This is a genomic window from uncultured Sanguibacteroides sp. (assembly GCF_900543425.1).
Classification (GTDB): Bacteria; Bacteroidota; Bacteroidia; order Bacteroidales; family Marinifilaceae; genus Gabonibacter.
The window spans coordinates 39,595-65,404 of the sequence record NZ_UQRQ01000012.1; the positions used below are offsets into that span (position 1 = coordinate 39,595).

25 protein-coding genes are annotated in these 25,810 nt (G+C 42.7%); 19 read left to right on the top strand and 6 right to left on the bottom strand.

Going from position 1 to position 25,810, the window contains the following annotated elements; genetic code table 11:
* Positions 1-699 (top strand): response regulator transcription factor, encoded by a 699-nt coding sequence (locus QZR76_RS08350; RefSeq protein ID WP_294142164.1) that lies wholly within the window; start codon positions 1-3, stop codon positions 697-699.
* Positions 700-717: 18 nt separating this feature from the next.
* Here the strand turns inward: QZR76_RS08350 and lepB are convergent, their stop codons facing one another.
* Entirely contained in the window at positions 718-1,572 is an 855-nt protein-coding gene (gene lepB / locus QZR76_RS08355; RefSeq protein WP_294142166.1) for a signal peptidase I, read from the bottom strand.
* 365 nt (positions 1,573-1,937) lie between these two features.
* On the opposite strand from lepB, the gene QZR76_RS08360 reads away from it, so the two are divergent.
* From QZR76_RS08360 to QZR76_RS08375, 4 genes are all read left to right on the top strand, one after another.
* Positions 1,938-2,627, top strand: a complete 690-nt coding sequence (locus tag QZR76_RS08360) for a response regulator transcription factor (RefSeq protein ID WP_294142168.1) — start codon at positions 1,938-1,940, stop codon at positions 2,625-2,627.
* A gap of 136 nt (positions 2,628-2,763) precedes the next feature.
* Entirely contained in the window at positions 2,764-3,438 is a 675-nt protein-coding gene (locus tag QZR76_RS08365; RefSeq protein WP_294142170.1) for a YetF domain-containing protein, read from the top strand.
* A 106-nt stretch (positions 3,439-3,544) separates the two neighbouring features.
* On the top strand, positions 3,545-4,249 hold the full coding sequence (locus QZR76_RS08370) for an MBL fold metallo-hydrolase (protein WP_294142172.1): 705 nt from the start codon (positions 3,545-3,547) through the stop codon (positions 4,247-4,249).
* Positions 4,250-4,260: 11 nt separating this feature from the next.
* Complete coding sequence (locus QZR76_RS08375) at positions 4,261-4,638, top strand: VOC family protein (protein WP_294142174.1); 378 nt, start codon at positions 4,261-4,263, stop codon at positions 4,636-4,638.
* Between the two features lie 162 nt (positions 4,639-4,800).
* On the opposite strand, the gene QZR76_RS08380 is transcribed toward QZR76_RS08375, so the two are convergent.
* Positions 4,801-5,859, bottom strand: coding sequence for a class I fructose-bisphosphate aldolase (locus tag QZR76_RS08380; RefSeq protein ID WP_294142176.1), 1,059 nt, complete (start codon positions 5,857-5,859; stop codon positions 4,801-4,803).
* Between the two features lie 135 nt (positions 5,860-5,994).
* Between QZR76_RS08380 and QZR76_RS08385 the strand changes: the two genes are divergently transcribed.
* The 3 genes from QZR76_RS08385 to QZR76_RS08395 all read left to right on the top strand — a co-directional run bounded on the left by QZR76_RS08385 (position 5,995) and on the right by QZR76_RS08395 (position 9,878).
* Entirely contained in the window at positions 5,995-7,734 is a 1,740-nt protein-coding gene (locus QZR76_RS08385; RefSeq protein WP_294142178.1) for a thiamine pyrophosphate-dependent enzyme, read from the top strand.
* An 87-nt stretch (positions 7,735-7,821) separates the two neighbouring features.
* Entirely contained in the window at positions 7,822-8,715 is an 894-nt protein-coding gene (locus tag QZR76_RS08390; RefSeq protein WP_294142180.1) for a phosphatidylglycerol lysyltransferase domain-containing protein, read from the top strand.
* A 23-nt stretch (positions 8,716-8,738) separates the two neighbouring features.
* Complete coding sequence (locus QZR76_RS08395) at positions 8,739-9,878, top strand: GNAT family N-acetyltransferase (RefSeq protein ID WP_294142183.1); 1,140 nt, start codon at positions 8,739-8,741, stop codon at positions 9,876-9,878.
* On the opposite strand, the gene QZR76_RS08400 is transcribed toward QZR76_RS08395, so the two are convergent.
* Positions 9,875-10,639: a hypothetical protein gene (locus QZR76_RS08400; protein WP_294142184.1), complete on the bottom strand. Its 765-nt coding sequence runs from the start codon at positions 10,637-10,639 to the stop codon at positions 9,875-9,877. The genes QZR76_RS08395 and QZR76_RS08400 overlap by 4 nt on opposite strands.
* A gap of 299 nt (positions 10,640-10,938) precedes the next feature.
* Between QZR76_RS08400 and feoB the strand changes: the two genes are divergently transcribed.
* Together feoB and QZR76_RS08410 are read left to right on the top strand one after the other, a co-directional pair.
* Entirely contained in the window at positions 10,939-13,401 is a 2,463-nt protein-coding gene (feoB, locus tag QZR76_RS08405) for a ferrous iron transport protein B (protein WP_294142185.1), read from the top strand.
* 43 nt (positions 13,402-13,444) lie between these two features.
* On the top strand, positions 13,445-13,585 hold the full coding sequence (locus tag QZR76_RS08410) for a FeoB-associated Cys-rich membrane protein (protein WP_294142186.1): 141 nt from the start codon (positions 13,445-13,447) through the stop codon (positions 13,583-13,585).
* 16 nt (positions 13,586-13,601) lie between these two features.
* On the opposite strand, the gene rpmH is transcribed toward QZR76_RS08410, so the two are convergent.
* Positions 13,602-13,760, bottom strand: coding sequence for a 50S ribosomal protein L34 (gene rpmH / locus QZR76_RS08415; RefSeq protein ID WP_082027580.1), 159 nt, complete (start codon positions 13,758-13,760; stop codon positions 13,602-13,604).
* A gap of 326 nt (positions 13,761-14,086) precedes the next feature.
* On the opposite strand from rpmH, the gene QZR76_RS08420 reads away from it, so the two are divergent.
* The 9 genes from QZR76_RS08420 (at position 14,087) to QZR76_RS08460 (ending at position 23,693) form a co-directional block, all read left to right on the top strand.
* Positions 14,087-14,956: an RNA polymerase sigma factor RpoD/SigA gene (locus QZR76_RS08420; protein WP_294142187.1), complete on the top strand. Its 870-nt coding sequence runs from the start codon at positions 14,087-14,089 to the stop codon at positions 14,954-14,956.
* Positions 14,957-15,195: 239 nt separating this feature from the next.
* Complete coding sequence (pdxS, locus tag QZR76_RS08425; protein ID WP_041502562.1) at positions 15,196-16,065, top strand: pyridoxal 5'-phosphate synthase lyase subunit PdxS; 870 nt, start codon at positions 15,196-15,198, stop codon at positions 16,063-16,065.
* A gap of 118 nt (positions 16,066-16,183) precedes the next feature.
* Entirely contained in the window at positions 16,184-16,756 is a 573-nt protein-coding gene (gene pdxT / locus QZR76_RS08430; RefSeq protein ID WP_294142189.1) for a pyridoxal 5'-phosphate synthase glutaminase subunit PdxT, read from the top strand.
* Between the two features lie 45 nt (positions 16,757-16,801).
* Positions 16,802-17,200 carry a LytTR family DNA-binding domain-containing protein gene (locus QZR76_RS08435; protein WP_294142190.1) on the top strand — a complete coding sequence of 133 codons (399 nt, stop codon included), beginning with the start codon at positions 16,802-16,804 and terminating at the stop codon, positions 17,198-17,200.
* 129 nt (positions 17,201-17,329) lie between these two features.
* Positions 17,330-18,436, top strand: coding sequence for a helix-turn-helix domain-containing protein (locus tag QZR76_RS08440; RefSeq protein ID WP_294142191.1), 1,107 nt, complete (start codon positions 17,330-17,332; stop codon positions 18,434-18,436).
* 710 nt (positions 18,437-19,146) lie between these two features.
* On the top strand, positions 19,147-20,331 hold the full coding sequence (locus QZR76_RS08445; protein ID WP_294142192.1) for a DUF3575 domain-containing protein: 1,185 nt from the start codon (positions 19,147-19,149) through the stop codon (positions 20,329-20,331).
* 8 nt (positions 20,332-20,339) lie between these two features.
* Complete coding sequence (locus tag QZR76_RS08450; RefSeq protein ID WP_294142193.1) at positions 20,340-21,365, top strand: DUF6562 domain-containing protein; 1,026 nt, start codon at positions 20,340-20,342, stop codon at positions 21,363-21,365.
* Between the two features lie 47 nt (positions 21,366-21,412).
* Positions 21,413-23,011: a hypothetical protein gene (locus QZR76_RS08455; protein ID WP_294142194.1), complete on the top strand. Its 1,599-nt coding sequence runs from the start codon at positions 21,413-21,415 to the stop codon at positions 23,009-23,011.
* Between the two features lie 283 nt (positions 23,012-23,294).
* Positions 23,295-23,693 carry a hypothetical protein gene (locus QZR76_RS08460; RefSeq protein WP_294142195.1) on the top strand — a complete coding sequence of 133 codons (399 nt, stop codon included), beginning with the start codon at positions 23,295-23,297 and terminating at the stop codon, positions 23,691-23,693.
* Here the strand turns inward: QZR76_RS08460 and rfaE1 are convergent.
* Positions 23,664-24,611 (bottom strand): D-glycero-beta-D-manno-heptose-7-phosphate kinase, encoded by a 948-nt coding sequence (gene rfaE1 / locus QZR76_RS08465; protein ID WP_294142196.1) that lies wholly within the window; start codon positions 24,609-24,611, stop codon positions 23,664-23,666. The two genes, QZR76_RS08460 and rfaE1, sit on opposite strands and share 30 nt — an antisense overlap.
* A gap of 48 nt (positions 24,612-24,659) precedes the next feature.
* Positions 24,660-25,773, bottom strand: a protein-coding gene (prfB, locus tag QZR76_RS08470) for a peptide chain release factor 2 (RefSeq protein WP_294142197.1) whose coding sequence is annotated in 2 segments (ribosomal slippage) — positions 24,660-25,709 and positions 25,711-25,773 — 1,113 coding nt in all. Because the reading frame shifts where the segments join, the coding sequence is not laid out codon by codon here.
* Positions 25,774-25,810 lie beyond the last annotated feature (37 nt).

Genomic DNA, 25,810 nt, shown 5'->3' on the forward strand with positions numbered 1-25,810 from the left:
ATGGTTAAGGTTTTATACGCGGAAGATGACGCTTTGTACGCGGACATGTGTCGGGATTATTTAAAAAGCCTGGGATATGACGTGTATTACGCGAGTACAGGAACAGAGGCTTGGCGTCTATACAAGGAGGTGGACCCGGATATCGTATTGTTAGATGTAATGATGCCGGAAATGAGCGGTTATGAGGTCGCTAAGTTGATACGGAAAAAGGATGAGCAAGTACCTATTTTGTTTGTAAGCTCTTTAACCTCTTCCCGGTACGTTGTGGAAGGATTGCAATTGGGAGCGAACGATTATATTCGAAAAGAGTATTTGATAGATGAGGTGGGGGCCCGTATTCAGTCCATATTGCGTTTATCCGGTTTAAATCGTAAAAAAGAGGATTCTTTTGTTTACATTAGCGAATATACCAAGCTCAATTATGTGGAGAGTGAACTGATCGTAAAAGGAGAGGTCATTCATTTGACTCCTTTGGAGTTGCGTTTGATTCGTTTCCTGGAAGAGCACGCGAACGAGGTCGTAAAAAAACAGGATGTGATGGAAGCTTGTTGGGGAAATGATTTTGTTGCAACATCCCGTTATTTGGATAAGTTTATTTCGAGGATACGAAAACTTTTGGCTAATGATCCGACTTTGAAGATATCGACGACCTGGAGGGTGGGATATTGTTTGGTCAAAAAAGGGGAAAACAACGGTTAATATCTGTCTCGTTTGATTTTACCGGATCAGGTTAAAAGTTCGTTTCCATGAGATTTGTCGGGTTTCCGGATCTTTAGAATAAAGAACGAGAACGGCTTTTCCGATAATAAAATCCTCCGGTATCAGCCCGATATAACGGGAATCCCGAGAGTTAAAGATCTTGTCCCCGGCCATGAAATACCAGTTCTTTCGGAAGGTGTAACGGGTAATGACAGAGTCTTTCAGGTATATTTTTCCTTGTAGGGTACGGAGCGAGGCATGGGTTTCGTAATAGATGAGTCTGCGAAAAAGAGAGACATTGACGGTATCCAGAAGAATGGTTTGTCCGGCAGCCGGAATAAACAGCGGGCCAAAATGACGCATTGTCCAGTCGTGGGTCGTATCAAAGGGAAATGTACGGTATGTTCCCGGAAGGTACTCTCCTTGAAAATGGGAGAGGAGATACTGCTCGCGTAAGTTCCCGTATCCGGTTTGTCCGTTTACCGTGTATATCCCGTTGGATATGGAAAGCGTATCGCCGGGCAGACCGATACAACGTTTCACGTAAAAATGAGATAGGTCCATTTCCATTTGATTCGAAAAAAGGGGAGTGGGAAGATTAAAAACGACAATGTCGTTCCGGCGGATGGATGAATATCCCGGAATACGAAAAGTTTCCGGAGTCTTTCCCGATTCGAATTTTAATTGTTTATAAAATCGAGCTCCGTTATAAAGTTTATTTACCATAATATAATCTCCCGGTTCTATGGCAGGAGTCATGGAGTCCGTCGGGATCGTGAAAAAGTCCACGACAAAAAGACGAAGTAGAAGCGTGATGAAAAAGGCAATAACAATCGCTTTCAAGTAAGGTATGAAATGTTTTCTTCGTCTCATATTTGTGGATAAATAGAAGTTTCAAATTTATAATAAAATTCGCACGGAATGAAACAGTAAGTTTTATTGTACTTAAAAAAGGGTTATTTATTAGCCTTTTTAAGAAAATAAACCTATTTTAAATGTATGAGATATGTAGCAAATTTGTGGTGAATATGTAGGATTTTTCGCTTCTTCTGTTAGTCCTAAAATAGGATCTGGTGAATCATTGTCTAATATAAGAATTTGTTAGATAATGATTTAAGGAGAGGAATTAGTTTGAGGTAGCTTGAAGTGCATGTTGAAGGGGGATGGAAAAATTCTTTTAAAGGATGTATCTTTAAGCCATCCAAGTGCTGATTATATGTACACGAACTAAGTATAAAATGGAAAGGGAACGGATTAGTGTTTTGTATGCCGAAGATGATGTTTTGTCGGCGATGTTGTGTAAAGATTTTTTAGAATTTCAGGGTTACAGGGTGTTCTATGTCCGGGATGGTGAAATGGCATGGCGGCTTTATCGTAAAATCAATCCGGATGTAGTACTTTTGGATATTATGATGCCCAAAAAGAATGGCTATGAGGTAGCCCGTTTGATTCGGGCCGAAAATCAGAATGTCCCGATATTATTTATCAGTGCATTGGCAAGTTCTGTCGATGTGGTAACCGGATTGGACTTAGGCGCCGATGATTATATCCGAAAAGAATTTTTATTGGAAGAGGTCGATGCTCGTATTCGTGCGGCATTGAGACGTCAACAACACAGGACAAAAAGCAGGCAAGTGTTCCGGATAGGAGAGCATTGTTTGTTTAGTTACGTGGAGCAACATGTTATCATTGCGGATGAAAAGATTCATTTGACTCCCATGGAAGCTAAAATCCTTTATGTCTTGTGTGAACATATGAATGAAGTGGTATTGAAAGAGGACATGATCAAAGAGTTATGGAAAAATGATTTTTCCGGAAATACTCGTTATTTGGATAAGTACATGATGAGTGTCCGAAAGATTTTGGAAAAAGATCCCTCTGTTCGTATTACAACTATTTCCCGGAAAGGATATTGTTTAGTGTGGTAAATGACTCGTGACTGTTTTTGTTGATGTGTGTTTTCAGAACTTATTGTTTGATTGGTCGTATTAATTGTCAAATGTGATTTTCGGAGAAAATAGAGTATGGATATAATTTCCGAAAATTTTTAAAGATCATAAAGGTATGCTTTTTACAATAGGTTTGAAGATTATTATCGGTATGTTAGGGGTCTTGTTTTTTCTGCGGATTTCCGGGAAAACACAAATGGCTCAATTAACTCCATTGGATTCAGTAAATGCTTTTGTATTAGGAGCTTTAGTCGGAGGCGTAATCTACTCGGAACTTTCGGTTTGGTATATGGTATTTGCTTTGGGTGTTTGGACTATTGTGAATATGTTCATACGTTATTTGCTACGTTTTCGTTTTTTGCGACGCCTGATTAAAGGAGATACGATAATGATTGTCAGAAACGGGCAAATTAATCTGAGGGAATTTAAACGCAATGGACTGGAAATGGAACAATTCCGGACCATGTTGCGGGAAGCCGGAATTTTTTCGATGTTTGATGTGGATGATGTCCGTTTTGAAACCAATGGTAAGTTGACGGTTTCTGTCCGGCATAATAGATCGGAATCTTACCTGTTCGTAAATAACGGAGATGTCTTAAAAAGTGCATTGGATGGCGCGGGAAAGACGGAAGCGTGGTTGGAGAAGCAATTAAATAAATTGGGTTATCCTGAAGTCAATAAATTGTTTTGTGTAGAATGGACTCCCGGTAAAGGTTTTTATATAGCTCCTAAAGAAGTGGAAAATCATATTAGTGGGAGTGAATTCGAGGAGAACGAGATTTCGAATTAGGGTGAATCCGGATGAGGTAATTCAAGTATGTTTGGATCATGAGAAGAATATGGTTGTAAAATAAATATATTTGTCTGCTTATTTTTCGGTTATAAATAATGAACGGATGGAATTAATTTATATAGGACATAGCGGATTTGCTATTTTGGGAGGAGAAATTACGATTGTTATTGATTACTATCGGGATCCGGCGGATGTATCTTCGTTTTTATTAAGACGTCCGGGGGCATTTTATGTGCTTTGTTCTCATGTACACGCGGATCATTTTAATCCGGAAATATTGAATTGGAAAACGAAACGTCCTGATATTCGTTACCTGTTTTCAAAAGATATTTTAGAGGCCAGGCGGGTTGGGGAACGGGAAGCTGTATTTTTGGAGAAAGGAGAAGTGTATCGAGATGATTTGATGCGGGTAAAGGCATTCGGCTCGACAGATGTCGGAATCTCTTTTTTGATGGATGTAGCAGAGAAACGTATTTTTCACGCGGGTGATTTGAATAATTGGCATTGGAAGGAAGAATCTACCTTGGAAGAAGCCCGGCAGGCGGAGACCGATTTTAAAGCGGAATTGGAAGACGTGGCGTTGGAAGCTCCTTTTGTTGATTTAGCGATGTTTCCGGTAGATCCGCGTTTAGGAAAAGAGTATATGTTGGGAGCAAAACAATTTGTAGACCGGATTAAAACAGGTGTATTCGTACCCATGCATTTTGATCGGGCCTATGATCGGGCTGCTGTTTTCGGGGCTTATGCGAAAGCACGAGGCATACGTTTTATTGCCTGGTCTAAAGAGGGTGAATGTATAAATTTTTAATATAACGAGTTATGAAAGTAAAAGGCAGATTTGATCATTTTAATATCAACGTGTCGGATCTGGAACGGAGTATCCGTTTCTATGAGCAGGCACTTGGTTTGAAAGAAGCACGCCGAAAGACGGCAAAGGATGATTCTTTTATCTTAGTTTATCTGACAGATGAGAAAACCAATTTTTTGTTGGAATTAACCTGGTTGAGAGACCGGAAAGAACCTTACGATTTGGGAGAGGGGGAATTTCATCTCTGTTTACGAGTGGAGGGAGATTATGAAGAGGTAAGGGCTTTTCATAAGAAATTGGGTTGTGTTTGTTATGAAAACACGGATATGGGACTCTATTTTATCAATGATCCGGATGGGTATTGGATCGAAATATTACCGATTCCATGATTCTGTGATTTAGTGATTTAGTGATTTAGTGATTAGGAGATTGGATGATTCGTTGCGGATTGCAGACGTAATTGGGCTTGTGGATTGTAGATTGTAGACTATAAATTGAAAATTACACAATCCTGTAATTTCTTAATCTACAATCGTCAATCTACAATTATTTTAGGCTATTGTAATGTTTTTGTTTAAATAGACGTCCTGGATCGTATGTAATAACTTGACACCTTCGCTCATGGGTTTCTGAAATGCTTTCCGGCCGCTGATGAGTCCCATTCCTCCGGCTCGTTTGTTCACGACGGCCGTGATTACAGCTTCTTTTAAGTCGGATTCTCCTTTGGACTCTCCTCCGGAATTGATCAGGCCGATACGTCCCATATAACAGTTGGCTACCTGATAGCGGCAAAGGTCGATCGGGTGTTCTGTCGTGAGCTGGGAATAAACTCTGGGATCGGTTTTCCCGAAGTTGAGAGCTGTGAAACCTCCGTTGTTGGCAGGAAGTTTTTGTTTTATGATATCGGCTTCTATTGTTACTCCCAGATGGTTTGCTTGTCCGGTTAAATCGGCCGAAAGGTGGTAGTCCGTTCCTTCCTTTTTAAAATTGCTATTTCGTAAATAACACCATAATATGGTTGCCATTCCCAGTTCATGCGCGTAAGCGAAGGCTTCGGCTATCTCGATCAACTGACGATGGCTTTCGGGTGAACCGAAATAGATCGTAGCCCCTATCGCCATGGCTCCCATGTTCCAGGCTTCTTTGACTGTTCCGAATAAAATTTGATCATAGGTATTGGGATAGTTTAATAGTTCGTTGTGATTGATTTTTACGATAAAAGGAATTTTATGAGCGTATTTTCGGGCTACGCTTCCCAGAACCCCGAAAGTAGAAGCTACGGCATTGCAATGGCCTTCGATGGCTAATTTTATAATGTTTTCAGGATCGAAATAGAGCGGATTGGGGGCAAAGGAGGCTCCTGCAGAATGCTCTATTCCTTGGTCGACGGGGAGGATGGAAACATATCCCGTGTTTGCCAGGCGTCCGTGTGAAAAGATTGACTGCAGGCTATTTAATGTTCGTGAATTTCGGTCGGAAGTTACCCATAAATCTTCTATAACAGAAGGAGAAGGTAAGTGTATTAATGATTTTTCGATCGTTTTGCAAGTATGTTCCAGGTAATACTCGCTCTGATCACCTAATAGATTACTTATTTCATTCGTGTTCATGGCGTTGATATTTTTTGATTTGTTTTTGTTGTTTAAACGTTATTTCCCATTGAAAAGTTTTCTTGATATATATGAACATTTTAGAGAAAAATACGTTTTATCGAGAAGAAAAATATAAATTTAAATTATAAAAACATGTCAAAGAAAATCGCTGAACAATTGGTAGAAACGTTGGTCGAGGCGGGAGTACAAAGGATATATGCCGTGACGGGAGATAGTTTGAACGAGATCAATGATGCTGTCAGACGTAACGGAAAGATACAATGGATACATGTAAGACACGAAGAAACGGGTGCTTATGCCGCGGGGGCGGAAGCTCAATTGAACGGACAATTAGCTTGTTGTGCCGGAAGTAGCGGTCCCGGACATGTACATTTAATCAATGGGTTGTACGATGCCCATCGTTCGGGTACCCCCGTGTTGGCCATTGCTTCGACTATGGCAACCTCCGAATTTGGAATGAAGTATTTTCAGGAAACGGATACGATGAAATTGTTTGAGGATTGCAGTTGTTATAATCAAGTAGCCACGACTGCCGGACAATTTCCCAGAATGTTGCAATCTGCCATACAAACGGCAATATCTCGTAAGGGAGTGGCTGTTTTAGGGCTTCCCGGTGATCTTTCGGCCGAGGGGTTGGAAGAGGTGCTCTCTTCCGTCCGTTCTTTTCCGACTTTTTCGAAGGTTTCTCCTTCAGATAGCGAACTGGAGCCTTTGGTCGCCTTGCTGAATACCTCTTCAAAAGTGACCATTTTTTGTGGTATGGGAGCAAGGGAAGCTCACGACGAAGTGGTTCAATTATCGAAATTGTTGCATGCTCCCGTTGCCTATACTTTTAAAAGCAAGATGGAAATACAATACGATAATCCCAATGAGGTCGGTATGACCGGTTTGTTGGGTATGCCTTCGGGATATCACAGTATGCACGAGGCTGAGGTATTGCTGTTGTTGGGGACTGATTTTCCGTATGCAGCTTTTATGCCTAAAAAAAATAAAATTGTCCAGATCGATATTGATCCCGCTCGTTTGGGACGTCGGGCTAAATTGACCATGGGATTTTGTGGGGATATAAAGGATACGTTACAAGCCATATTGCCTTTTATTACTCAAAAAGAGGATGATTCGTTTTTAAAAAAACAATTGGATGGTTATTCCGAAGTTAAGGATGATTTGGCCGCTTATGTAAAAAATAAGGGGAATTTGAACGAAATTCATCCCGAATATGTGATGTCGGTAATCAATGAGTTAGCTACTAAAAATGCTATATTTACAGTTGACACGGGTATGACTTGTGTTTGGGGGGCACGTTATTTGCAGGCGACAGGTGAGAGGAAGATGTTAGGCTCTTTTAATCATGGCTCGATGGCTAACGCTATGCCGCAAGCTATCGGGGCAGCATTGGCATATCCGGGCCGTCAGGTGTTGGCTCTGTGTGGGGATGGAGGACTCTCTATGTTATTGGGGGATTTGGCTACGATTGTCCAATATCGGCTACCCGTAAAGGTTGTTGTTTTTAATAACCGGGTATTGGGGATGGTGAAGTTAGAGATGGAGGTCGCCGGATTGCCCGATTGGCAAACGGATTTGTTGAATCCAGACTTTGCAACAGTGGCGAAGGCAATGGGGATGGCCGCGTATACCGTGGGAAATCCCGAAGAGGTCAAAGAGACAATCGAACAGGCATTTCGGTTTGACGGGCCGGCTTTGATTAACGTAATGACTGATCCTAATGCTTTGGCAATGCCGCCTAAAATAGAGTTTGGACAAATGGTAGGGTTCGCTCAATCCATGTACAAATTAATGATAAACGGCAGAACGGAGGAAATTTTTGATACGATCCAGTCTAATATTCATCATGTGAAGGAGTTATTGTGATAAGAGGGATGATATTTGGGATAAAAAGAAAATTGTATCAAAAAGCATATTATATTCGTGTTTGGAAATAGAGTAAAAAATAGATTTATGATACAATTTAAGCCTATAAGATTAGAAGACAAACAGATAATCACTTCTTATTTATTGCCTGATAATAACAGGGATTGTAATCTGTCGTTTGTAAATTTATGCAGTTGGCAATTTCTGACCGATAGTAGTTTTGCTATCGTGGACGATTGTTTGGTGATACGTTTTACTTTGGATGAAGAGCGGATTGTTTATCTGATGCCGGTAGGAGGAGGGGATATTAAAGCCGTGATAGGGATGTTGAAAGAACAGGCGAAGATGGAAGGACATCCGCTACGTATACATGGCGTATTTCCCCGAATGGAGGAGTGGTTGAACCGGGAATTTCCGGGACGTTTCGAGTATATTCTGGATAGAGATTATTTTGATTACATCTATTGGAGAAAAGACCTGGCCGAGTTAAAAGGGAAAAATTTTCAGGCCAAACGAAATCACGTCAATAAATTCAAACGGATGTATCCATACGAATATACTCCGTTAACTCCGGATTTAGTGCCGCATTGCCTGGAGTTAGAGGAAAAATGGTGTGAAGAGCATGATTGTGACGAATCCGAGAGTTTAGAGAATGAAAGGAAAGCCTTGAATTTTGCTTTACGCCATTTTGAGGAGTTGGAACTCACGGGAGGAACTCTTTGGGTAGACGGAGAGATCGTTGCTTTCACATACGGAGTTCCGGTAACCCATGATACTTTCGCCGTACATATAGAAAAGGCGGATACGCGAGTCGAAGGAGCTTATAATATGATTAATCAGGAATTTGCATCGCATTTGCCGGAACAATATATTTATTTGAATCGGGAGGAGGATTTAGGAATACCCGGATTGCGGAAGGCAAAACTCTCTTATCGTCCGGTGATGTTGCTTGAGAAGGGATTTGCTGAGTTAGTTAAATAGAAATTAAAAACAAGGAGGAAGGTATGCAGCGTGATTCGGAAAAAATCGTAAACCGGAAGTACCAGGAGGGAATGATCTCTTTGGCAAAAGATAAATTATCGAAATTGGAGGTCATTCGCTTGTGGAGAGATTGTTTTGAAGATACGGAAGAGTTCATCCAATTTTATTTTGAGAAAAAATACAAGGGCGAAAATACACTACTATATCGTATCGTGGAAGGCGAAGCTTTGGGGGCTTTACAGATGTTACCTTATCCTATGACTTATGCTGGTACCTGTGTCGATATCTCTTATATATCGGGTGCGTGTACGATGGCGAAGGCTCGGGGAGAGGGGATTATGAAACGGCTTCTATTAAGGTCATTTGAAGAGATGAGAAAGCGGAATGTCGTGATGAGTACTTTAATCCCTCAGGAAGCGTGGTTGTTTGATTATTATCGTCGCTTGGGTTATGCCCCGGTTTTTGACTATACCTGGGGAGTTTACGAGAAAGAATCGGGCGTATTGCCGGACAATATTGATTTTAATATTTCGGAAAAATTACCTGAATGGGACACGGATCTATACGATTATTTTGCCTCCCGGATGAGAGCCCGGGCTTGTTGCGTACAACATACCAGAGAGGATTTTGAATGTATCCTTGAGGATCTTTATCTGAGTGGAGGTGAATTGTTGGTGGCCCGGGATGCGATTGACCAGGTCGTGGGGATGGCTTTTATTTTACCGGAAAAAGAACGGGTTCGGGTGAATGATTGGTTCTATGATTCGGAGGTAATAAAGGATGGTTTGTTGACTAAAATACAACAAACCTGGGGCGTGAATCGGGTCGAATGTAAAGAATTGCCTCATGGAAAACAGCAGGTGCATTATGGAATGGCCCGGATTATAGATGTCCCCCAAATGCTTGAATTATATGCTGTATGTTATCCCGAAAAATCTTTTGTAGTGGAGGTTACTGATGAACAGATTTCTCAGAACACGGGAATGTATACCGTGAGAAAGGGAAGCTGTGAGGAAGGATACGGGCTCCAGAATTTTGTTCCCGTAAAAGTGGATGTGGCCGGGCTGACTTCTCTTCTATTGGGATACCATCCGGAACAAATTGCAGGAGAAACTTCTGTTTTTGAACATCGCCGTCCCTATATGAGCTTAATGCTCGATTAGAACGGTTGTGCCGGATTTTGCTTATGTGTCTGTGTCTCGAGAAAGTGGTCGATTTCCTGGGAGGTCAGTTTCTTCACGTTTGTGATGATTATATTCTCTTTCAGGAAATGCCCGTAAGTATTGCATTCGTCGATGATGGATTCGAATATCTCTTTTAACTCGGCTTTTATCGGTAATAAGAGAGTGAAAGTAATGTATTTGTCAAAAAATGCATACTCTTCTATTTTTCCTTGTGCTTTGGTAATGACCAATTCCGTCTCTTTTCTGGCAATGTCGTACTGGAACGATTTTAATAAGGTGTTATCATTCGCTAAATAAACGCAGAAATAACGCAGGAGAGAACCTTGTCCTCCTAATCCGGTGGACACGTATACGGTCGATTCATCCATTAACGTCGATTGAATTAGCATCCGGGATTGTTGGAGAGCAACGGTGGCCCATTTTTTGAGTTTGGTATCCTGTTTCTGAAAAGTTTCGATGGTTCGGTAAATGGCAATGTCGTCTATCGTGGCCAGGGCTATCAGCATTTGTTTTTTTTCTTTTTCATCTACCGTATCGTCAAATAAGCGATCCGTTTTTTCTTGTGCCCGTTTGCATAAGCTTTTGAAACTCTTGTCGTTTTTGAGTAATTTTTCCAACATTTCCATATAGGCATGTTGTATATCTACGTCGATTTCCTCTTCTAAGATGTTTAGCTGAGAACCTATTTTAGAAAGTAGGTCATTCATGCTGTTCCACTGTTTTTCCTCTTGTTTCTCCATTGCAACGATTGCTATTCTTCCACAAAAGTAACGTATTTATATGAATAGTGAACGGCTTCTTATCGATTTTATTTATTTCCTTTCTTTGATCTCTGGTTTAAGATGAGTTTTTTACCTGGAAAGGGATGGCAAAAAAATATTATTTCTTTTCGATTACTGATAATCAGATCGTAAATTATCAATATTACGGGGGAACTGTAATTTTTATGTTTATTTAGAAAGAATAAAAATAAAATAATTATCTTTGCCCTATTGGAAAGATAAAAGGTGGGGAGTGCGTATTATTTTTATAAGTGACTATGTTATTATCGGAATTAAAAACAGGAGAAAGTGCGGTTATTGTAAAAGTGAAAGGATATGGCGCTTTCCGGAAACGTTTAAACGAGATGGGTTTCATCCGGGGGAAAGTAGTTAAAGCGATAAAGAATGCCCCGTTGAATGATCCGATTGAATATTCTATTATGGGTTATAAGGTCTCTTTACGCAGGAAAGAGGCAGCCTTTATAGAGATCGTATCCATTGATGAAGCCGTAGATATAGTCGGTATATCCGGAGAGGTAACGGAGGTTGAAGATGCGTTGGCAAAGCATTGGACGGGCAGGGATAAAAATATTAATGTGGCTTTTGTCGGCAATCCGAATGCTGGAAAAACAACCTTGTATAATTACATCAGCGGCTCTTCCGAGCACGTGGGAAATTATAGTGGGGTTACGGTAGAGGCCAAGGAGTCCAGCTTGCGTTTTGAAGGATATCATTTTAACGTGGTCGATCTTCCCGGTACTTATTCTCTTTCCGCTTATTCCAATGAGGAGAAGTTTGTTCGCGAATATATTATGGACAAGGCTCCGGATGTGGTTATCAACGTGGTGGACGCTTCCAACTTGGAACGCAATCTTTATTTGTCGACTCAATTGATCGATATGGATGTAAAAAGCGTAATCGCTTTAAATATGTACGATGAGTTGGAGCGTTCCGGAGCTATTTTTAATTACCGGGAATTAGGAGAGATGATAGGAATGCCTATTGTCCCGACGGTAGGGGCGAAAGGACGAGGGATCAAGGAATTGTTGCGAGAAGTAATCGAGGTATACGAAGGGAGAAGTAAAACGGTACGTCATATTCATATCAATTACGGGGAAGAGATTGAGAAAGGGATTGTGGCTATCCGGACGAAATTGGAGCAGGAAAAGGATCTGATCTATAAAGCTTCTCCTCGCTTTATGGCATTAATGCTATTGGAGGGGGATGAAGAAGCGATTCAATTTGTGACCCGGGAGGAACCCAGGGAGTCCTTGGTGGAGATTATCCGGGAGCAATCCGCCCATATCGAGGCCGTATACGGGGAAAATGTAGAGTCGGTCGTGACGGATGCCAAATATGGTTTTATTTCAGGGGCTTTGAAGGAAACTTATAAGGAGAGTCCCATCGGTCGTCGACGGAAGACGGAGTATATTGACGCGATCGTAACACATAAATTATTTGGTTTCCCGATCTTTTTATTATTTCTTTTTCTGACTTTTTTTGCCACGTTTAGCCTCGGGGAATATCCTATGTCGTGGATAGAGTCCGGGGTGGGGGCCTTAGGGGATTTTGTCGGAGATAATATGTCGCACGGTCCTTTGAAGGATTTGCTAATAGACGGAATTATCGGAGGTGTCGGAGGGGTGATTGTTTTTTTGCCGAATATCTTGATTCTTTTCCTTTTCATTTCGTTTATGGAAGATACGGGGTATATGGCCCGGGCGGCTTTTATCATGGATAAGCTCATGCACAAGATCGGATTACATGGGAAAAGTTTTATCCCTTTGATCATGGGTTTTGGGTGTAATGTCCCGGCGATTATGGCTACACGTACCTTGGAAAATCGAAATGACCGGATATTGACCATACTAATAAATCCGCTTATGTCTTGCAGTGCGAGACTACCGGTTTACATCCTGTTGGTCGGAGCATTTTTTGAGGAATACGCGGCTACGGTACTTTTCGGTATTTATCTTTTCGGCATATTGATGGCGATATTGATGGCCAAATTGTTTAAACGGTTATTCTTTCACAAGGAAGAGGCTCCTTTTGTTATGGAGTTACCTCCTTACCGGATGCCGACCTTACGGACCACCTTGCTTCACATGTGGAATAAGGGAGAGCAATATTTAAAAAAGATGGGGGGAATTATCATGTTTGCCTCCATTTTGATTTGGGCGTTGGGATATTTTCCGATCGATAAAGAAATCCAACAGGAATATGAGGTACAGAAAGCAGAAGTAGAGGCCGCGTATGATAGAAGCGTATTGGCTGAGGTCGGGGATGCGGAGCAGTTGGAGAAAGAGAAGACGTCTAAACTGGAGAGTTTGCATCGTCAGGAAATTCGCGAACGTCAGGAAAATTCGTATATCAGCCGGATGGGACGAGCCATGGAACCGATATGGACTCCGTTAGGGTTTGATTGGAAGGCTGGGGTGAGTTTACTTACCGGCGTGGCGGCGAAAGAGGTTGTCGTGAGTACGATGGCTGTTTTATACCAGAGTGATGATAATACCTCGGCTTCTTCTCTGGGGGTAAAATTGAAGGAAGAGGGATTTACCGCGATGGAGGCTATTATATTTATGGTTTTCGTTTTACTGTATTTGCCTTGTTTTGCCTCCTTGATAGCGATTGATAAGGAAATCGGTTATAAATGGGCTGTCTTCGTGATGAGTTATACTATTATCCTGGCTTGGGTGGTTTGTTTCGTGTTAAAACAAATACTGGATCTGTTTATGTAACGATGTAACCTTTATACGTATAAGAGATAAAAATAAATAAGATATGCAACTGATATTTACTTATATTATTATTGCCGTGGCTATCTTCGTTCTGGGAAGAGGAGTGTATCGTTTGATAAAGAAAAGCAGAAAGGGAGGGGGATGCTGTTGCGGATGTGATAAACATAAAAAAAGCTGCTTGTGAAAGCAGCTTTTTTATATTAAGCTTTGTGTCTGTGTTCGTCAGATACAGTAAGTTTTTTTCTTCCTTTAGCTCTTCTTCTGGCTAATACAGCTCTACCGTTAGCGGTAGACATTCTTTCTCTGAAACCATGTTTGTTTCTTCTTTTTCTGTTGGATGGTTGAAATGTCCGTTTCATTGCGAATTATCTTATGTTATTATTTTCTCACTTCGGACTGCAAAAGTAGCGAATTTTTTTGTAGCTCCAAAGATTTCAGGTAAAATTTGAGACGTACAAATGTAATAATTTAACAGCATCTTTTAAGATATGGAAGAAAATTTATGTTCATCAATTAGGAAAAACTGATGCGATTGGAAAATAGTATCCGTGGACTGGAGAAAGATTTCCGATTGTTATAACAAAGTTATCGTTCCGACGTATACCATTTAAATGGAGAAAAAAATAGAGAGATATTTTTTTATTAAAATTAGATTGTTAACTTTAAAGCAATAATCGATTGTGCTATGAGACAGTTAAAGATTAGTAAGCAGATTACAGGCCGAGAATCTTTTTCGATTGAGAAGTATTTGCAAGAGATCGGAAAGATTGAAATGCTTGCACCTGATGAGGAGGCTATGTTAGCCAAGAGGATTCGGTCAGGTGATAAAGAAGCTCGTGAAGTTTTGGTGATGAGTAATTTGCGTTTCGTGGTCTCTGTAGCGAAACAATACCAGAATCATGGCTTAGCGTTGGATGATTTGATAAATGAAGGAAACCTGGGACTGATCAAGGCGGCGGAATGTTTTGATGAGACTAAGGGTTTTAAATTTATCTCTTATGCTGTATGGTGGATTCGTCAATCTATATTGCAGGCTATCGCTGAGAATGCCAGGTTGGTACGTTTACCTCTTAATAAAATCAGTAGCATCAATAAGGTCAATCGTTACTTTTTTCGTTTGGAGCAGGAATTTCAACGTGAACCGACGGTAGAAGAGATTGCAGCCCAGATGGATATTGCGCCGGAAGAGGTCAGAGAGAGTTTCAAAATATCCGGCAGACCGGTTTCAATGGATGCACCCCTCTCTTCAGAAGGAGATGCCGTAACCATGTATGATGTATTTGTTCCTGGTGATAATGTGATTCCGGAAGCCGAGCAGAAATTGAATGCCGATTCTCTAAAAACGGAGATAGATCGGTCTCTTGCCATTCTTCAAGACCGGGATGCTTTGATTATTCGGATGTACTATGGATTGGGCGGATTTCAAGCCATGTCTTTGGAAGAGATCGGAAGTCATCTCGGACTTACGAGTGAAAGAGTGCGGCAAATAAAATCAAAGGCGATCAAACGATTAAAAACGACCTGCCGGAACAAACGATTGAAAACCTACCTGTAAGATGTAAGAGTATCTGAATCACAAGTGGATACTTTTTAATTTTTCGCTGTTTTGTTATTAATTTGATACTAAAGGGCCTTTTATAGTTTAAAATTGATAATAAAATAAAGGGAAAATATTTTATTATAAACTAAAGTCCGTATATTTGTTCGCCATTATAAATCCTTTTTAAAGGAATATTGAAAGGGAGAAACATGGGCGATATGTAATTTTTTAGTAATTTGTAAAACGCGAACCTTATGGGAAAGTATGAACTAAACAAAAACCTTGCACAAATGTTAAAAGGTGGGGTAATCATGGATGTTACCAATGTAGAACAGGCAAAGATTGCTGAAGCTGCCGGTGCATGTGCCGTGATGGCATTGGAGAGGGTGCCTTCAGATATTCGTAGAGATGGCGGTGTTGCCAGAATGTCGGATCCACATATGATTAAAGCAATAAAGCAAGCCGTATCTATTCCTGTAATGGCAAAAGTAAGAATCGGACATTTCGTAGAAGCTCAGATATTAGAGGCGATCGGTATTGATTTCATCGACGAGAGTGAAGTGTTGACTCCTGCTGATGACTTATACCATGTGGATAAAACTGCTTTTAAAGTTCCGTTTGTATGCGGATGTCGTAATTTGGGTGAGGCTTTGAGGCGTATTGGTGAAGGTGCAGCTATGATGCGTACCAAAGGAGAGGCCGGTACGGGTAATGTAGTGGAGGCTGTGAAACATATGCGTCAATTGAACAATGATATAAAGATGGTACAAGGAGCTCCGGTGGAGGCTTTGATGTCTATCGCCAAAGAGTTGGGAGCACCGTATGATCTCGTGAAATATGTACACGAAAACGGAAAATTGCCTGTGGTGAATTTTGCTGCCGGTGGTATCGCTACTCCTGCTGATGCGGCTTTGATGATGCAACTGGGATGTGAAGGTGTATTTGTCGGTTCCGGTATTTTTAAATCGGGAGATCCCGCTAAACGGGCAAAGGCAATCGTTTTGGCTACTACGTATTATAATGATCCGGTTAAATTGGCTGAATTATCAGAGAATTTGGGAGAACCTATGTCAGGATTGGAGATTAATACGTTGGAAAATAAATATGCCGATCGTGGTTGGTAAATTGCAAGAATAAAATATAAAAGAATTTCAGGGAGGTGAGTTTTCAAATCCCTGAAATTAATTTTTGCTTCTGGCTGTGTATAAAACAGCCTTTTTTTGAGGCTAAAAATCAAGGATGATGAAAAAAATTGGAATTTTAGGGTTTCAAGGTGCTGTCATAGAACATGAACAGCATATCCGGAAAATCGGACAAGAACCGATAATTATAAAATACCCGGAACAATTGGAAGAGATTGATGCCATTATATTGCCTGGTGGGGAGAGTACTACGATGGGGAAGATATTGAATCGTACCGGTTTGATGGAGCCTTTACGGGAAAAGATAAAAGCGGGCTTACCCACGTGGGGAACTTGTGCGGGAATGATTTTGTTGGCCAAGGAGTTGGTAAACGATTCGGTTACTCATCTGGCTACCATGGATATTGCCGTACGGCGTAATGCTTACGGTAGTCAAATCGACAGTTTCTCCGCTAACACGGTAATTCCTAAAGTCGGAAAAGAAGAGATTCCCCTGGTATTCATTCGGGCTCCTTATATTACGAAGGTCGGAGAAGGGGTTGAAATTCTTTGTGAAATTGACGGGCATATGGTGGCCGCCCAAGAAAAGAATATGTTGGTGACCTCTTTTCATCCGGAACTGACCGATAGTTCGGAGTTCCATAATTATTTGGTATCCATGATTCAGGAGTAATAAAAAGGAGGTTATCTGATTTAATTTCCGCAACCCGGAGCCGGGATGATAGAAGAGCAGGGTGACTCTGTTCACAATGGTTTCTTTATTCGTCAAAACGATTTCTTTAGAAAGATTTTGCTCTGTGAAATCAAGTGGATAGAAGCCTCCCGAAGTTATTGCTATATCCAGGCCACAAAACAGAATAAGTTGATAATCACCTGCCCGATGGCAGAAGTAAAAAAGAAACTTCCATCTGATATCTTTATCCAGATATACCGTTCCTACATCATCAACAAGAGAGGCGTCAATAAGTTTGTGCCCCATGCGGTCGATGAAGAATCGTTTCCGGTGAGCCGTAAATTCAAGCCAATGGTTTTAGAGCAATTCCTTTTTCTGGAAAACCCAAAAGACAAACCGGAAAGTGATTTTCAAAGAGATTCCGAAGAAGAACGGACAGATTAATTTGTAATAAAGCACTATTTTTCTTCCATTTTGAGAGGAAATATATGTATTTTTGTGGAAATTTTATTAAATGATATACGCGTAAACAAGCAAACAGGCAGTTGTATAATTTGCATTTAAAAACAACTTATGGAAATAGAGAAAGTACTTATCAATGGTTTGTTTCATTTTACGCCATGTATCTTTTTACTGAGTGGTATCCTGCTATGGATGCGCCGCCAACCAGGAGACCGTTCAAGGCTCTTTCTGGCCTTACCTCTTCTTTTGGCTGGCATTATGTTCTCTATCCGTATTTTTAGGAGTGAGCCTTCATTGCCTGCTGTATTGTCTGTCAGCCTGCTTTGTAGAGGATGGACTTCTTTGTCGTTACTCTATCTTTACCCGATAGAAGTGATTAGCCCGGGGTGGCTCACGTTCAAAAAAGGTATTTTGCTGTTCGTTCCATGTTTATTACTCAATTTGGTGCTATTATGCCTGCCTTTCCAGTTTAGGGAATTAACCTCTTTTTACGCTATAATAGAAAACATAACCGAGTTCAACGTTTGGTTTCGGTTCGTCATCTTGCTGTGTATCATCCCTTATAGCTTGATGCTTTTTTATATCCCGTATAATTATAAGCGGAGTAGCGCGAATTACAAATGGATTGCTCTCTATACGATAGGAATTCAAGGAATAGGCTTCTTCTATGTGGCTTATCTGCTGACAAGTGCCGCGGCTATGGCTATCGGGCACATGGCTTATTGCAGTTTGTTTTGTCTGTTCGTCACTTATCAGGAGTTATTTTTACGGATAAATGTGCCCGTTATCCCTCGGGAAGTACCGGTTGAACTCCCTGTGCCCCCTGTTACTCCTGATGAAAGTATAATCCCCGAGAAAAATAAGGAAAATCCTTTGTGGATACAACTCAATGAACTGATAGATAGAGAACAACTCTGGAGAAACCCGGATACGAATATAACCAAGTTGGCTGTTCTTTTGGCTACAAACCGTAATAAGCTCACCCAGATCATTCAGGAGAAAGGCTACGATGGTTATAAAGAGTTTATCAACCGCCGCCGGATTAATGAATTTTTAAAAATTGCAGATAGTGATAAATACGTAAATGTATTAGACACTTTCTTTAAAGTAGGCTTCCGTTCTAAAGCGACAGCACTCCGTAACTTCAAGGAATATACCGGAATGCTCCCGAGTGAATATTTACAGCTAAGGCTCAAAAAAAAGACAAAAACGCCTTAAAAATGCGTTTTGATACCTTTCGTGCGTTTTGACACCTAAATAATTGCGTATTATGCGTTTTGATACCCAAATTAGTGCAGAAACGTATCTTGTGCTATTTTTTCATTTCCTAACTTTATAGTGCAGGTCAACGGAAACGCTACGGTGCTTCCGTTTGCTGTTGTTAATGTTTGTATTTTCCGTTTTCTTCTTTTTTGAGAATCGGAAACAGCTATTCTTGTATTAGGATAGAGGGAAAAAATAGGTGACAAGAACTGTATTTGGGAATATACAGAACGTCGGGAGGCCGGAATAGGTCATTGGGAAAATGATTCCCGGCATCGGGCAATATTTTTTCGATTAGTGAAAGTTGGGGCTTAGAGTTATGCCAAAAAATTCCTGTTGGAGAGAAAAGTTTTTTGGCATAATGACATGAAATGAAAGATTATGGACTGTAAATATTAAAAAGATGAAAAGTGTTACTGGTTATGCGAAAAAATTCCCGTTTTTATTGGGCAAAATGGATAATTTTGCTAATATACACAGGGCACCGCCTGATTTCCGCGCGTAATTTACTAATTTATAGACGTTTCATAAAATCAGTTTCATCTTTTTTTGTGCGATTCGTCATGTACATACCTCTCGTATTCAAAAGTAATCGATTGGTTTTCTGCACTCTCTCGGAGTTGCTTTTATCCCCGGATTATTTTCAAAACATAAAACTATCAAATATGAATGGAACAATTGGAATAGGAAAGTATAAGAATGGTCGTTTGTGCGTCCTTTTGCTGTTGGTTTACTCGTTTCTACCTAATGTACAGGCACAAAACAGCAGGACAGGCAAACCGATGCAAACCGGCGATAGTGTTCTGACGGTTTACTCCGATATCATTTATTTCTCACTGAATAATGGGGATTGGATCGAACGGTCGGAATACAAGAAAACCGGACGTCTGTTGCGATGGGCACTGTCCGACACCATCACCCCGATTACCATCGTCGGATGGACGGACTCGACGGGAACGGAAACATTCAACGGGCAACTGTCGTTGCGCCGTGCCCGTACCGTCCGCAACTATTTAGTGAGTAAAGGCGTTGCCGCCGGACGTATCAGCATAGAAGGACGTGGCGTTGATACACAGGCAGCCAGCAACGACGAGGCACGGCGTGCCGAGATAGCCGGAGTGATTTACCTCTCAGCGAAATCCCTTCCGGCAGAGAAAGGACAGAAAACCGAAGAAATCACTCCGGTCGTTGTGGAAAAAGAGACGGAACCGGTTAGAGAAGAGCAGGAAATAAAGGAGGAGATACAGCAGGTGGAGCAACAAGTCACCCCGGTACAGCAAGAGGTGAAGTCCGAACCGGAACGGACGGACAAACCGATGCAAACGGACGAATTAGTATCCGTTTCGCAAACGTCATCCCGCTACGTGGCCGTCAAGACCAACCTTGCAGCATGGGCGGGTACGATAATGAACCTTGCCGCCGATGTGCAGGTGAGCGAACATTTCTCTGTAGAACTGCCCGTACTCTGGTGCCCGTGGTACGTCAGCGACAAACATGCCGTGAAGACCTTTACCATCCAGCCGGAAGGCCGCTATTGGCTGGCACGTCCCGGCGAAGGGCATTTCTTCGGCGTACATGCGCACATAGGTTGGTTCAACGTGAAGTGGAACCGCGACCGCTATCAGGATACCTCCCGTCCGCTTCTGGGTGCAGGTATCAGTTACGGTTACTTGCTGCCGCTCGGCGAACACTGGGCAGGCGAGTTTACCCTCGGTGCGGGCTATGCCAACATGAAGTACGACACCTATTATAATATAGGCAACGGCGCACGGATAGATACCCGTACAAAGAACTATTGGGGCATCACCCGTGTAGGTATTTCCGTTGTATATCGGTTCAATCTTAAATAATAAACGATATGAAGAAACGATACTATTTGCTATTCTTATTTATCATCCTGCTTACGGGTTGCGTACACGACTACCCGACGATGACAGACGATGGCGAGGAAGGCGTTGACCCTACACTCGTACAAGTAAATACCGAAGTGACACTTGATTTGGAGCTTGTGCCCTTGGAAATTATAACCGATAAAGCACGTTCGGGAACCACGAAAGCCGCTACTGATACCTACCGCCGCCGCTTCATCATCGACGCCTACCACGACGGCAAAGTTGCCCAGCGGCAGGTAACGGTGCTCGAAGAAGCGGAAGAAAGCGGAAGTGACAAAATCACCCTGCCCATTAACCTGAAACTGCACGCATTGGAATACACGCTGGCAGTCTGGACGGACTACGTGGCGGCAGGTACGGAAGCCGACCTTTATTACAACACGGAGGACTTGCAGCAAGTGTCCTGCACCACGCCCTATATAGGAAACACCCCTTACCGCGATTGCCTTTACGGAACGGCACCGCTCGATTTGCGCCCGTATCGCGACGAATGGAACGCCAAAGTACAGGTTCAGGTGGATATGGTACGCCCGCTGGCACAATACGAGATTATCGCCACGGACGTAAAGGAGTTCCTCGCCAAGTCCCAAAGACAACGGGAGGCAGGCACGGCTCACAGTGTCACCTTCTCCTACGGCTTCTATTTCCCGCTGGGTTTCAACGTGCTGACCGGGAAGCCGCAAAAATCACAGATGAACGTCGCGTTTACCGCCCCACTCACCGTCCCCGATGACGGACGGGAAGAATATACGATAGGCACAGACTTCATCTTTGTGAACGGTGAGGAATCCTACGTGCCGCTCGAAATAAGGATAGCGGACAGCGATGGTTACGTGGTGAGCCTGACCACCGGACTGAACGTGCCTTACCAACGGGGACACCTCACCACCTTGCGGGGGCGTTTCCTCACCTCGAAGGTCAGTCCGGGCGTAGGCATCAATCCCGATTTCGACGACGATGATATAAATATCGACCTCGACGATTTACATTAACAAAGGAGTGAATAAACTTGATTTATAAATATTAAAAACAAAAGACAATGAAAAAGCACAATCTTTATTTTTTGCTGACGGTTCTCCTTGCAGGACTGTTCGCATCGTGCAGCCAGGAAGATATGGACGGGCCGCAGACCAATGAACCTACCAGCGTAACCCTCAGCGCAAATATGGACGGGGGCATACACACCCGCGCCGACGGCAAGGTCACCATACCCTACTTTGCTTTCAAGCTGCGCTACATCCTCGAAGTATGGACGACAGGCGCTAATCCGGAACTGATATACCGCGAGGAAAAGACCAATAGTACCGGCGAAGGAGAGGACTTCACCTTTACCCTCGTCGACAACGGAGACTACAAAGCCTTGTTGTGGGCAGACTTTGTAAAAGGAACTGGTGAAACGACGGTAACCTACTCCGGCGGCAGCTACACCCACTACGAAGACCAATACTACACGACCATCCCCGACCTGAAGACAGTAACCATTTCAAGATTAGCCCTGGATGGCGAAGGAACCAGTTTCGGTACTATAACACCACGTACCTCCCTCGACGCTTTCTACGCCTGCCACACGATAAGCAAAAAGGATGGGGCATACGCCGAACCAGTAGTGCTTACCCGTCCCTTCGGGCAAATCAACATCAGCGAGAAGGATGCGGATGCGCTTGCTAATGTGTATAGAGTGAAATTTGCCTACAACGTCCCCGCAGGCTTCAACGTAGAGAGCGGCGAGCCTACCCAAACCACTGTGCAGACCAAGACGATTCAGGAATTGGATGTGCTGGGTACCGGAGACTTCACTGCCAACCTCTATTACGACTACGTCTTCACCCCCGCCACCGGGCAGACCACACTGGGCGAAATGACCGTGACCTTCGCGCAAGAGCCTTGGAGCAATATCGTGATAGCCGACTACGTTATCCCCGCCAACATGCCCGTCGTGCGCAACAAACGCACCAACATCAGCGGACACATCGTTTCGGTTTCCGATAAGCCGAGCCCGGCTGCCAAGCTCTCCGTCACCGTCAGCGATGGCTGGAGCGATGGTACGATAGAAAAAGATGTTGATCTGGGCGATTACTACTACGACGATGAAACTTACTCAACCACTTTCGACAATACCAAGACTTGCATCGGCATCGTGTACGAAGTGAACGCCGACGGCAAGAGCGGTAAGATTGTGGGGCTGACGCAGAACGGGATGCAGGATTCAAAGAAATGGAGCACAGAGAATGGCGAAACGGGAGCAACCAATACAACCGACGGTCGGGCAAATATGGCAACCATCGCTGCCTTGATTGCAAATTCGAATGGCAGCAAGAGCTGGGATAATTACCCTGCCTTCAAGTGGGTGACAGAGCAGAACAATAATACCGGCAACTGGGATGCCACAAATGACAAGTGGTATCTCCCTGCCAAAGATGAGTTTAGCGCACTTTACACAGCTTATGATACTTACGGTAAAGATGACTTCAATACTAAGCTAACCACAGCAGGTGGAACAGAGTTCAAAGACTACTACTATCTGAGTTCGACGGAGTCCAGTAGCACCAACAGCTGGTACACGAGCTTCAGCGGCAGCGGCACGGGCACCCTCGGGAAAACCACCAACTTCATGGTGCGTTGCATCCGGGTATTTTAATGCCACAAGGCTGATTTGCCCTTTAGCGACCCGCCTTGACGGGCAATATAACACTTTGCGGCGCAGCAATCAAAAACTGCCCGTATAAGTGAAAGAAATGAATAATGGCGAAGTTTGATTGAAGAGGTGTAAAACGGCAGGTACGGACGGACTCAACCGGGAAAGTCCGTGCCTCTCCGTCCGCCTCCTTTCAAACCCACTGTAAATTCAATTCAAACAGCTATTCGGACAGCTTGCGTCAATACCGGGAGCATTCAAAGCCCTCATAACAGGCTACGGCATCGTGGGATTCGATTATGCCTATATCCCTGCGACTTCTGTTCCTGAATTTTCCTTGAAAGGCGACAAACCTTTCACAATCTTCACTACGGTTTGTTTCAAAAATACACAGAACGGATCGATTCTCGAACAGAAGGATATGTTTCAGATGGGCATCATGGATGGATTGCTCTATGTTGCAGCAATAGATTGGTGTGCCATTAAGTTCTCGGAATATAAGGTAACTGAGTTTGTCACCGACCATTGGTATTCCATTGCCATAGTCTATGACGGCAAAATCTTGTCCGCATGGCTGGAAGGGGAAAAGAAAGATTCTTTCAAATGCAAAGCACCCTACAAAGATAACCTCTTTTATTTTTATTTATTTGTCAGTTCAACAACTCTTTTCAAGGTGTTTGTTTAATTCTTCTTGTGTCACGGTTGCCGTACCCAATTTGGTTACGACGATTCCTGCTGCAACATTGGCAATATACATGGCCTCTTTTATGTCTTTTCCTGCAGATAGAGCTAAAGCAAGAGTTGCAACAACCGTGTCTCCGGCTCCACTAACATCGAAAACTTCCTGTGAATAGGTCGGGATATGAATGGTCTCCTGCCGATTGATCAAGCTCATACCCTTTTCACTTCTTGTCACGAGTAGGGCGGAAAGACCATAACGATCAAGAATCGTTTTTCCGGCTATTTCAATCTCTCGGTCATCGTTATTTATCGTTTTCCCGGTGATTTCTCCCAATTCTTTTACGTTGGGAGTTATTAAATCGGCCCCGGCGTATTTCTCCCACTCTTGTCCTTTCGGGTCTACGATCACGTGAATATGATGTTCTTGTGCCGTTTGAATGAGAAAAGAGCAAACCTCCTGGGAAATAAATCCTTTTCCATAATCGGAGATAACCAGCAAATGAACCTCTTTTATTAGCTTTGAAATGAGTTCCTTTAATTGTTGGGATCCTCTTTCGTTGAGTTGTAATTTTTGCTCGTAATCAATACGGACAATTTGCTGGAGTCCTCCGATAACCCGGGCTTTGGCAATCGTGGGTTGTTCGGTTTTGATAAATGAGGTCCGGATATTTTTTTGTCTGCCCATCCGCTCGATTTCTTTTCCGAAAAGATCATGCCCGATAGCACCGCAAAGAAAAGCATTTCCTCCCAAGCTGCTGATGTTGTTTGCCACATTGGAAGCTCCTCCTAAACGGGATTCTTCAGAGACGATGTTAACGATAGGGACAGGAGCTTCCGGGGAGATCCTCTCGACCTTTCCGAAATAGTATTTGTCAAGCATGATATCCCCGACAATCAGTATGTTACATTTTGAGAAATCCACTATAGTTCGATTTACGATTTATGATTAAATGGATGTGATGTCGTTTTTTTAATCCTCTCCTCCAAACATCATCAGGTAGGCTTTGATAAACTCACTGATATCTCCGTCCATGACTGCTTGTACGTTTGAAGTTTGGTAATTGGTACGGTGATCTTTGACCCGACGATCGTCGAACACGTAACTTCGGATTTGCGATCCCCATTCTATTTTCTTTTTACTACTCTCTATTTTTTCTTGTGCGGCCATTCGTTTTTTTAATTCCATATCATATAACATAGAACGTAATAAACGCATGGCATTTTCTCTATTGTCCAGTTGGGAACGGGTTTCCGTGTTCTCGATCAGGATCTCCTGGGTTTCTCCGGTATCCGGATCTTTGTAGTTGTAACGCAATCGAACACCCGTTTCTACTTTGTTTACGTTCTGACCTCCGGCACCTCCCGAACGGAATGTGTCCCACGTGATGTCTGCCGGATTAATTGCGATTTCTATCGTGTTATCTACTAAAGGAGTAACAAAAACAGACGCAAACGAGGTCATTCGTTTACCCTGTGCGTTATAAGGTGAAACTCTCACTAAACGATGCACACCGTTTTCACTTTTTAAATAACCGTAGGCGAAGTCCCCTTCCACCTGCATGGTTACGGTTTTGATACCGGCTTCATCGCCATCCTGCAAATTACTGATTGTGACTTTGTACTTGTTGTCCTCTGCCCAGCGAATGTACATACGCATCAACATGGAAGCCCAGTCCTGACTCTCCGTACCTCCGGCTCCGGAGTTTATTTTCAAAACGGCCCCGAAATGGTCTTCCTCTTTTCTGAGCATGTTACGAAGCTCGATCTCTTCGATGATCTTAACCGTCTCTTCGTATTGTTTATCTACCTCTTCTTCCGTTGCTTCTCCTTCCTTGGCAAAGTCGTAAAGAACCGTTAAATCTTCTATGGAAGCTTTTGTTTTTTCATAGCCCTCGATCCAGGATTTTAATTCCCGAACCCGTTTCATTAATGCCTCGGCTTCTTTCGGGTTTCCCCATAAAGCGGGGTCTTGTGTCCTTAATTCTTCTTCCGAGAGTTGTACCCTTTTCTGATCGATGTCAAAGATACCTCCTCAATGCTTCACCTCTTTCCGCCAATGCTTTGATATGGTCAATCGTGATCATTGTTTATCGTTTATAGTTTATACATGAAAAATATTGC